Here is a 10,846-nt window from a genome sequence, read left to right as displayed (position 1 = left end):
TGTTTATGCTGTACTTAAAAAAACAAAACCTCCCCAAAAACCACCAACACTTCATGAGATGATTATTATGATAGCCAAATTAGGTGGCTTCCTTGCCAGAAAATCAGATGGTTTTCCCGGGCCAAAGGTTATGTGGCAAGGCTTACAGCGTATGCGTGATTTTTCCATGGCTTGGATAACTTTCCATGCCATGGATGAAAATTGAACAAATAGATAATAGTTGTGTATAACGCAATGTCCTGACGGTCGCGGCTCGGTTTTCGTGTGTTCGTGTTGACTTCATCGTGCACCGGAAACCGAGCCGCGACCGTCAGGAAGCGGAATTTTTGTTGCGGCACAAAACCTGTGTATGACAATCAAAAATCTTTGTGTTATAAATAACCATTTTTTACCCAAGGTGCAATATTTATGAAAGTTGTCATTAGTGCTCAAGATTATGGTTTCTGCCCTACTTCCTATGCGTTTCTAATTGCCCGAGAGGTTAAAGCGCTTTTTAATAATGTGACTTTTTCACTGATTGATACTGGAAGTGTGCGAATTTTCAATCAAAATAACCTGGACCTTGGATTGACTATTGAATCTAAGTCTGATTGGGCTGCAGTTGACTGTTTGATTAGTTTTTATGAACCCGAACAATTATTTGAAGCCTGGCTGCATAAAATTCCAACCCTATATTATTGCAATCTTTTGTCTCTATGGCTGGAAAACACGCGCCTGCCTATGAATCAAATATCAGAATATATTCTTGGTTTATATGTATTAAGAGAAGCAAAAGAATATGACGCAGCGCGAGACATGCTCAACTCATTAAAAGACAAAGATGTATTTGCCTTTCAATTAGCTGGCTATTTTCTGGCCGATAAAGTATTTTGCCGACCTGACTGGGAAATCACCAAAGACATTGCGCGCTTACCCAAATCTGTTCAGGAAAAAACCCAGGTTCTGGGTATTCCCATGATATTACCTGCGCCCAAAGCAGATCATATCCGCAAGAATGAAATTGTATTCCAACTGTCTGGTGGCACGTCACCAGAAGTCAGCGCACAAGATAAAGAAGCTTACATTCGTGGCTGTTATACCTTGCTGTTGGCTATGAAACAAGAATACCCTCAATATCGTTATCTGTTTTGTGCCAATGCAACACAGTTAAATGCGCTTAACCCCGCCTTGCCCTCAGCAGAAGGAGTTGAGATCAAGCCAACCATGGAACAAGCGGAATTCCAGCACCATCTTGCGGATGCAAGCGCCCTGTTCGTTCCTCCAGGTTTAGGCACAACTTACGAAGCCATACACATGGGAATTCCCCTGTTTTACCTGCCCTCACATCACCCGTTTCAAATGGATAATATTAACAGGCTGGAAAAGAATAGGCTTAAAATGGGTAAAAGTAATATAGGATTTGATCATCCTGAACAGGCTGGTTCCTTTGAGCGTTTACAGAATTGTTTAAGGGCTTACTTTGCCAATCCCCATCTTTTTATGGCTGAAGTAAATGCCTTTATGCAGAATATGGTCCCCAACTGGGCTCAAACAAAAAGTGACAATCATCAAGCCCTTGTTGAAGCATATCAGTTCCCGCAACCTTTTATCAGCAGTAAAAAATTCTTCCAGGTTATAATGAATCAATTATTTGCACTGCTGAGTCCGCAACAACTGTCTTCTATAAAGTTTTTCAGGCCAGCCAGAGCGGCTACGGTATCAACGGAACAGGTGGAACAAACCGAAATAGCTCAGCCTTAAGTTGTAGAGTCGTAGCCCGTATTAGGCGATAGCCGTAATACGGGAAATTGCCACTTCGATCCCGTATTACGGCTATCGCCTAATACGGGCTACGCACCGTTCGCTGATTTTCCTGTTCCGCAGTGGATAAACACTCAATAATCTTTTGCAAGGTCGCCATGTAGAGTTGCGGATTGTCCGTAGTGATTGCGCTGGCGAGCATGGATTGCAGGTGTACCAGCCCGGAATCGATGAGTTGATTCAACTCGTCTATGCCCTCTTCTACATAAAAAAGTTTTGATGCTTCAGCGCTGGCATTTTGTGGCATCAGCGTGGGTAACCAGTCTATGGCATCGAGGCTGCCGTACTGCTGGGCAAATAATTTGGCGTAGCTTTGAAAAACATGCACTTCGTCCTGGGGCATAAAACCCAGAATGTCGTGATCGCCCGGTGGGGAATTGGTTCGGTTGGCACGTTCCAATTTGGCATAGGCATAAAGGGCTGCATAATCCAGACGGCTTAAGGCCAGCAGCGGATCTTCGTCTTTGGCTGTGTAATCTTGAGGAATATTGCTATACAGTGTTCCAATAGTTCCAGTTTGTGACGCCAGAGCTTTGATCATGGCTTGCGCAAGGCACGCAGCCTGGCTTTGATAATCAGCCTGACGCATTTCATCCGGTATGGAATGATGCATATAACGAAGCAGTTCTTCACCAGTCATATGGTTGAATCCCAAATCATCAAGGGTTGAACGCGGAATAATAGTCAATCCAAACTCTTCTTCCAGTTGATGCAGTTGCCCTCTGATCAGCGCATCATGTGCTTTGATGGTTGCAACATATTCAATAAACAGTGTTTCTGACATCAGGCCATTCAAATAGTATTTCATCCCATACATTAAGTAATTCGTGGTGGGTAAGTCATAATACAAGGGAGCTCCCGGTTCCAAAGTACTTTGGATAAAGGGAATGGTTTCACGCAACATGGCGAAATTATAGTGTTCATAAACATGGGATGCGAAGGGGCAATCGATTCTGTCCATTCTGAAACCTGGCGGGATTGCCTCGTTGGGATGGGTTAAGCGTATGGATTGCACCACCTCTCCTTTGTCATTAAGCATGCGACCGTACAAAGTCGTACCTACCATACACGCACCGGTAACAGCCGCTTTGTATGTTGTTTTAGGGTCATCTTTGGGAGGAGCACCATAAGTTTTATAACTTCCCCAGAAACCGTGATGGCTGTATTGATTAGTGTCGAATGAAACAGGAATATAACGCTTTCCATCAGAAAGGATATTAGGAGTTTGCGAAGGCACCACAGGCACACTTTTTTGTAGGGCCTTATTGTCAAAAAACCGTGCACGGTTTGCCAGTTCAGAGGTAATTTTTACCGAAGAACCTGTCGGATGTTTCAAATCGCCCTTTTTGCCAGAATAAACAACTACCCCTTTCGATTGTTCTGATATTTCTTTCTTTTCTTTCTTTTTCTGTTCTTTTGGTTGTTCCGGCACATCTTTTTCGGGATTTGTTTTAGTATCTCGCTTTTTTGCCTGCACCAGCTCGCTTTCATTTTCTGCAATGGAAATTATCCCATGGGGAAATAATTTGAGGAAAAAGGGTTTACCAGTTCGTTTACTGCGAAATTGATATACCCTATCCAATGTTAACAAACCAAACAGATATTTCACGCCAGGTAATTCCATACTTTGGACATTTACCGATTGCGGGGAGTTTTCTATGCTTCCTATACCCTTAGTTATCATTCTTTGCTGGGCTTCCGCCAAAGGTAAATACAACTGTTGTAACACGCTGGAGCGAGGTATGTTCTCTCTTACAAAGTCCGCAACTTTTTGTCGTAATGCTAAATTGCCCGAGAATTTGTTCAGATTGGATGAAAGACTAAAGATTGATTCAAATAATGAATCCAGCGGATTCAAAAATCCTCGTTCCATAGATTCAGCAGTGTAATCAGGCATGAGATCCTCTGAAGAACTAATCACAGCTAATGTACGTTCAGAATGTAACATAGCTAATGCCTGCTCGGGATTATTAAGGATTGCCAGTAATAATTCACTGGATGACAGTTCATTTTTGTAGAGTGTTCTGGATACCAGATTGTTGTCACGTATATGGTTTTGCACTAAAACTAATGTATCCGGCTTAGAACACAATACTTTTAAAATTGATAGACTATCCTTGGAAAACAATCGACTCAATATAGACATTTGCCTTGCTGGTAGAGCGAAATCAGATGCGTAATTTAATACCGCATCCAAAGAAATATCTTTGTTACGGAAAATTGCCAGGCATTTTTCTGCTAAATATTCATTATTATCATCCACAGCGTCAATTAATCGTTTATAGACTAAGGAATTCTGAAAATTTTCTCTGGTAACTCGCTTGTTAGTAACGGGATGAGCTTGAAAAGGATATGTAAGTCCATCGATTAGACGCTTCCTCCGAGAGGGAGCTTTCGCAGTATTGGAATTTTGGGGAAGCTCAAATTTATTTTGAGCTAAACTTTCCATAAATGATTCCATTTTTTTGATAAATTTTGCATAAGAATACTGTAGCTGTTGCCTTGTTTTAAAATCAGAGTTTTCTAGTCCTGAAAAAAACTGCGGTACCTCATTCAGGTGTTTTTGAGGGCTAAAATGGCCTTGTTTAATAAGCTCTGGGTTAAATTCCTCTATTTTTTGCATCTCCTGTGGAGATAAGCTAAATGAGCTAATATCCTGAAAGCTGCGAACAAAAAAACCGCCTTCTACTTCTGTTTTAACTCTTCCTGTATCGGATTCAATCTTCTGCTGTATCGTGCGTATAAATTCTATAGGAGTTTTACCAGGAAGTTCTATGCCTAAATCTGGTAAATAAGCATACAGTAATAAAAGAATATCAATCCGATTTTCCTGCACTGCCTGATAAAGAAAGCTTAAAAAATCCTGTGCATCATAATCCCATCGCGAACGTACATCCTGAGTTAAAGCGATTAGATTAGCTCTCAAAACGTCATAATCATTATTTTTAATCGCCTGGCGAAATTTATTAGGAATTAATACTTCCAAAGGCAGTGGTTCTTTACGATGATCATATTCATCTTGATAGAAACTCCTCATACCATCCTTTTTATATAATTCGCCTGAAAGCATGTAATCATTTGAATCCACACTTACAGATACAAGAGAATATGGCGGTGGGTAAAAAGCAGTTTTTTTGCTGTAATTTTTGGCTGCATCTTCCAATAGAGCATGAACTGAAGGTGTTTCTGAAGAATGATAAACCTGGTTTATACCTAATGAATGAAACAATTCATCAAATGCACTGGCTTCAACATGGTTAGGATTAATAAAATAAACAACATGATGTAAGTGTGGCGAACTTTTTCTGATTGCTGCAAATTGAAACTCAAGTTGAGTGGGAGATGTTTGTTGCGGATCAACTATATGAACAACCATATGAATTCTTTTAATCCAATTTGGGGGTACATAATTATCATCCTCATGGCTCATACGATTTATGTTCACTAACATATTACTCATATTAACCAACATAGTTTCAGTAGTGCCCTCCTGTTCATTCTCATAATTTATAGCAACAGGCCCACGTTTGAATTCACTATGTTCATATAACTGTGTTCTGAACTGATTTTTGCTTTCGTCATCACCGACTACAATGGCAAGAAGAGACGGTTGGAATCCCATTTTATGAACCTTAATGAATATACTTAAAGTTTTTCTGTTGTATAATTATAACACAACTCCTTCTGTATTATCTGGTCTTACGAAGAACCACGTCGTCCTGAGCGCGTCTTTTGGCGCGAAGGATCTCCTGAAAGCTGGCAAGGTGTGTAGCCCGGTCTGCTTGCAGCCGGAATCGAAGTGGCACCATGCCGCTTTCGGGAGATCCTTCGCGCCAAAAGACGCGCTCAGGACGACGTGGTTCCAGGGGCGACAACTTAAAAACCTGACTGACAAATCTGATTCACGAACTCAAAAAGCTGGGCGCGGTTAAAAATATTTAATTTTATTTTTACGTTTTCCAGGTATTTTTCAACAGTACGGAACGACACATCAAAGCGTCTGGCAATTTCTTTAGAAGTTTCACCATTGACAAAATAAAATAAGGATTGAGCTTCTTTGGGTGCTAATCCTTGTTGGATCAATAAGCTGATTTTCTCTTCATTACTCATTTGAGGTATCATGAAAGAAGAACCAAAGATACCAATGACTTCACCGTCTTTATTGATTAACGGTTTTTTAGCAGAAACAACGGTAACCTTTTGGCCATTATTAAAACAGGCACGTTCAACAAATTGTTTTTCTTCTCTGGAATTAATGGTTAATGCGTCATTGTATGCAAGAAAGTCGGCTGTAGATGAATCACAGAGGTCATATACCGATTTCCCTAGTATCAAATTACGCTCTTGCAGGGAAAGTACCTGGGCTTGCTTCTCGTTACACCAAAGATATAGCCCCGCAGTATTTTTCACATAAGCATGACCAGGAACCGGTGAAAAAATAGTGTCAAGCGATACGGAAATAACCGTAGAAGGATCCAAAAATTCAAAGGGAAGCGCCAGACAACTCATTATTAACCTTACAAATGCATAAGACATGCGACACAATACCACAAAACAATCAAATAAAAAACCAATAGATTAAAATAAAGACAACCTGTAACCCGATCTACGTCGTCCTGAGCGCGTCTTTTTGCTCGAAGGATCTCCAAATACTGGCACCATGCCGCTTTCAGGAGATCCTTCGCGCAAAAAGACGCGCTCAGGACGACGTGGTTCCGGGAATGGCACAGTCCCGTAGCCCGGTCTGCTTGCAGCCGGGATCGAAGTGGCACCATCCCGGCTGCAAGCAGACCGGGCTACACCATTCCTTGTCACATTAAAACCTTGGCATAGTAACAACCTAACTGAAAAAGAGTGCAGCAGTTAATTTTTTGTTTAATATTAACTATATGCGCTTTAACAGTTCTCTGCTTTATATCTAATATCTGCGCTGTCATTTCAGCTGTTTTTCCTAATGCCAGCCAATGCAATACTTCTTTTTCCCTATGAGTTAAAGTCCTGTTTTCTGTATAGTTATCAGCGAACATAATGTCTCCTTTAATTCTGGTCCAATTGTCATTACAATTGCCAACTTAATTTATGCTCATTTTAATTAAATTTTAAACACAAAAAACCATGTATATCTTCGTATTGACATTTGCAAACATTTATGAAATTTGATCAGTAGCGCATATCGAAAACTGCTTGAAGAAACCAATAAACATGTTGTGCAACCGTCTTACCAGGATCTGAATAAACTGTACTAGGTCAGAGGAGCTCTCCCTGGTAGGGGCGCTGCCATTAAGTTAACGTGAGTTTCGGATAAGAAGCTTGTTTTATCCGGTCGTTACTTCGATGCCGTTCGGGCTGAGGAGAGGCGGTAGCCTCGTCTCGAAGCCTTAGCACTGTGCCAAGGCTTCGAGACAGCGCTATCGCGCTTCCTCAGCCCGAACGGCATCGAAGTAAACACTGGCTCAAACAACGTTCTTATCCGAAACTCACGTTAAGTTAAGGAGCTCCTGAATGAGTTTTTACCCATTTTACAACCGCTATTTTGTCATCACTACAGGCTTGTCAAAACTATAAATCACGCCCAAAGCAAGTTGTGCTGTGTTTGGGGTAATTTTGGCTGTTTTTGCTACCATTCCAAAGGGATCATAAGTATAACTGATCAAATGAGAATAATTGATTTGGCTGTAATCCATCATGAAAGACCATTGTGGTGTAAAGGCGTGTCTGATACCTACACCATAACGAATACCATTGGCATTTTTACTCATGCTCATGATCGATGGATCAGCACCTTCAGAGATTTTCACCTGTCCATTGCTGTAACCAATACGTCCGTAAAACAGGGTGCTGTCTGAAAGGAAGAACCCAGGCAATAAACTTATGCCTTTACTGTTTCTGATTCTGAAGGTTGTTTTGGCAAAATTGGAATGAATGTACTCATCGTTTGTTAATTCGTATTTAACAGAGCTGAGATTGCCATTGATTTCGCCGGCAAGATAATACTTTTGCGAATGCCAGGCATAACCACCAAAAAGACTGCCAAAGACTCCGGTTCCTGAAAAATGATTGGAAGCCCCTACTTCGAAGACCCCTGCGGGGGCATTTGTATTATTACCAACCACATGAGATTTTTGAGAAAAAGACGCTCCTTCAGGCCCAACAGCTCCACCCACATAAAATCCTGCAAAACCAGGCGAAGTAAACAGAACAGATAAAACCCCTGCACGACCTATTTTCCCTAACATGATATTCCTTAAAATGAGTTTTAATTGGAAGGCAACAATTGAGACAGACATCACATCAATAGAATATAACTTTCTGAGCCATCTGAATAGTGTGCTATTTTTACAGGTCTGAAAGCCTCTCAAAAACCCGGTAGGACTGTAGCCCGTATTAGGCGCTAGCCGTAATACGGGATCGAAGTGGTAATGAACCAATTCCCGTATTACGGCTACGCCTAATACGGGCTACGAAATCCCACTGAATACTGGCAGGGTTTGTAGCCCGGTCTGCTTGCAGCCGGGATCGAAGTGGTAATGAACCAATTCCCGTATTACGGCTACGCCTAATACGGGCTACGAAATCTCACTGAATACTGGCAGGGTTTGTAGCCCGGTCTCAATTCAGGATAGACTAATAGTCCTACGCAACGTCATTCATCTGTTAAGGATTGATACATGAATAAACTACTAAGCATTATTTTAATGATAACCGCCGGGGTAATTACCGAACCCTTACAGGCCAATTCTTTATCATTAGCCGATCCGCAAGCTATTGGGCAATTAATAGGGACACATGGCGCTCCGGTCTATTTAGCCCTGTTTTTTGGTTTAGGCATCTTATTGGCCTTTACCCCCTGTGTGTTACCCATGATCCCCATTTTATCCGGTATCATTGTTGGCCAGGATAATTTGACCACCGGCCGCTCTTTCCGCTTGAGTTTAAGTTACGTTATGGGCATGGCTATTACTTATGCTGTGGCTGGCATGCTGGCGGGATATTTAGGAAGTACCGTGCAAACCCTGATGCAACAACCCTGGGTGATTATCAGCTTTAGCCTGGTGTTTGTGTTGTTGGGCTTATCCATGTTTGGTTTATTTGAAATTCGCATGCCAGCCTGGTTACAACCGCGCATGCGACAGGGGCAAGGTGGTCTTATTGCCGCTGGACTCATGGGTATCTTGTCCACACTGATAGTCTCCCCTTGCGTTACCGCACCGTTGATTGCGGTCCTGACCTTCATTAGCCAAAGCGGGCAAACGGGATTAGGCGGTTTGCTTTTATTTGTCATGGCCTTGGGCATGGGTTTGCCCTTACTTCTTGTTGGCGCAGGCTATGGTCGCTTTTTACCAAAATCAGGCGCCTGGATGATACGCATCAAGCAATTGTTTGGCATCATCATGTTATTGCTGGCGGTATGGATGGTCGCTCGAGTCATGCCCATGCACACCCCGACTCCCGCAGGCTTTACCATGGTCCACTCCATGCAGGAATTACAACAGGAACTGGCACATGCCAAGGAAAAGCATCAACCTGTTTTTGTCGAGTTTTATGCCGGCTGGTGCAGCGATTGCCGCGCTATGGATGCCAAAGTATTTAATCAACCGGACATTGTTCAAGCCATGCAAGGGTCAGTTAATCTGCGCGTGGATATCAGTGACAAATCACCTGCTGTTGCATCGATACGCCAGATTTACGGCATACTGGGCGTACCCGCCATGCGTTTTTACAACAGTAATGGTGAATTAATCCCAGACTTGTTGTCCCACAACCAGCTTGATAAACAACAAATGCTGGGCTTGTTAAATCAATTCGCAACCCGCGTAGCCCCGTAGCCCGTATTAGCGAAGCGTAATACGGGATCGAAGTGGCAACAGTCCCATTCCCGTATTACGGCTCCGCCTGATACGGACTATGAGTTCTTCCTTGTTAATTTATTCTTAAGCAATCACGAAGCTCTGTTTGTATTATTGCTACAGGTTGAAGGGAAGGAACTGTTTGTTGAAGGTAAGCCTTAGCTTCTCTGTATTGTCCCAATCCACGGTATCTCTTTAATGGGTCGATTATGTCACGTAATACTACTCTCCCTCTCCAATCATTAAGGCTGTATTTGATTAATTCCAAAACATGAATCAAATCCTTTAATGTCGGTACAAAATCCTCAAAGTCTTGTTGAGACAATAAGGGATTATTGACCAGCGAATGAATCAGACTCTCTTTTTTCATTTCCCGATTTCTTGATAAAGTGCTTTTTATTCTTTGCGAGACGGCCTGATAAGCGCTTTTATTTGCATCATACATATGAAATGGTTCAGTAAATTCCAACAGATGGGTATTATCCCGAATGGCTAGTTCCAGCTCTTGCAACCCATTCACTGTTATCGGGTTCCTACCCAGACTTAGTGACAATAGTGGTGGATTGCTGGCCAAATATTCAGCAATTACTCTAACCCCCTGATCGTCAATCTGATTCAACCATAAACTGCACTTTCTCATACTGGTATTGTGACGCAAGCCCTCAAAAATTAAAGCAGCCTCCTGATTGCCGAAATTATTGTATTGCAAGTCCATATCCTGGAGTGTAGTTGTTGTCTCCAGCAACTCTTTAATGGCTCTGGCGCTTTCCAAACCAAGGCGATTCTGAGGTACATACAGTGATTCAAGAACGTTTGAATCCCGAAGACTTCTTAACAGGTATGCTCCTGCTGTATCTCCAAGCTGAAGATAATCTAATCTTAGTAGCTTGAATCGCCCCCTTCTGTCTGCAATTTGCTGCATCTCGTCGACGGATAATGGTCGATTTAAAATGGAAATTATATCTTCCATTAGCGCCGGGTTGTTCTGAAAGAAGCGAGTCATGCCTATTACTCCAAAAATTTTAGGAGCGATTGATTTTAATATAAAAAACTGTAGCCTTGATGCAGCGATAGCGCTGAGTGATCCTCTCATATTGAGTACCATTCAGAACTATGCAGGATCGCCTTCCCCTCTCCGGGGGAAGGTGCCCGACAGGGCGGATGGGGGGATCAAAAAAGGAGTTTCTATCAAATAGACC

The 10,846-nt window shown here is 42.2% G+C and carries 8 protein-coding genes; 3 read left to right on the top strand and 5 right to left on the bottom strand.

Annotation, left to right across the window (positions count from 1 at the left end; genetic code table 11):
• Both B094_RS16220 and B094_RS0112215 read left to right on the top strand, forming a co-directional pair.
• On the top strand, positions 1–205 hold a 205-nt coding region (locus tag B094_RS16220; RefSeq protein WP_018578098.1), incomplete at its 5' end, for an IS4 family transposase.
• Between the two features lie 203 nt (positions 206–408).
• Complete coding sequence (locus B094_RS0112215; protein WP_018578097.1) at positions 409–1,740, top strand: hypothetical protein; 1,332 nt, start codon at positions 409–411, stop codon at positions 1,738–1,740.
• 79 nt (positions 1,741–1,819) lie between these two features.
• On the opposite strand, the gene B094_RS0112210 is transcribed toward B094_RS0112215, so the two are convergent.
• The 4 genes from B094_RS0112210 to B094_RS0112195 form a co-directional block, all read right to left on the bottom strand.
• Positions 1,820–5,422 carry a hypothetical protein gene (locus B094_RS0112210; RefSeq protein WP_018578096.1) on the bottom strand — a complete coding sequence of 1,201 codons (3,603 nt, stop codon included), beginning with the start codon at positions 5,420–5,422 and terminating at the stop codon, positions 1,820–1,822.
• A 254-nt stretch (positions 5,423–5,676) separates the two neighbouring features.
• Positions 5,677–6,309 (bottom strand): LuxR C-terminal-related transcriptional regulator, encoded by a 633-nt coding sequence (locus tag B094_RS0112205; RefSeq protein ID WP_018578095.1) that lies wholly within the window; start codon positions 6,307–6,309, stop codon positions 5,677–5,679.
• A 302-nt stretch (positions 6,310–6,611) separates the two neighbouring features.
• The gene (locus tag B094_RS0112200) at positions 6,612–6,827 is read right to left on the bottom strand and encodes a helix-turn-helix domain-containing protein (protein WP_018578094.1); all 216 of its coding nucleotides are present in this window, start codon (positions 6,825–6,827) and stop codon (positions 6,612–6,614) included.
• Positions 6,828–7,328: 501 nt separating this feature from the next.
• On the bottom strand, positions 7,329–8,036 hold the full coding sequence (locus tag B094_RS0112195) for an outer membrane protein (RefSeq protein ID WP_018578093.1): 708 nt from the start codon (positions 8,034–8,036) through the stop codon (positions 7,329–7,331).
• A 432-nt stretch (positions 8,037–8,468) separates the two neighbouring features.
• Between B094_RS0112195 and B094_RS0112190 the strand changes: the two genes are divergently transcribed.
• Entirely contained in the window at positions 8,469–9,626 is a 1,158-nt protein-coding gene (locus tag B094_RS0112190; RefSeq protein ID WP_018578092.1) for a cytochrome c biogenesis protein CcdA, read from the top strand.
• Positions 9,627–9,720: 94 nt separating this feature from the next.
• Here the strand turns inward: B094_RS0112190 and B094_RS0112185 are convergent, their stop codons facing one another.
• Positions 9,721–10,650 carry a leucine-rich repeat domain-containing protein gene (locus B094_RS0112185; RefSeq protein WP_018578091.1) on the bottom strand — a complete coding sequence of 310 codons (930 nt, stop codon included), beginning with the start codon at positions 10,648–10,650 and terminating at the stop codon, positions 9,721–9,723.
• Positions 10,651–10,846: the final 196 nt, after the last annotated feature.

Origin of the sequence: Legionella shakespearei DSM 23087 (assembly GCF_000373765.1) — a bacterium.
Lineage (GTDB): Bacteria > Pseudomonadota > Gammaproteobacteria > Legionellales > Legionellaceae > Legionella > Legionella shakespearei.
Note: the sequence above shows the minus strand (reverse complement) of the source record. Positions and strands in the feature narration are given on the sequence as shown.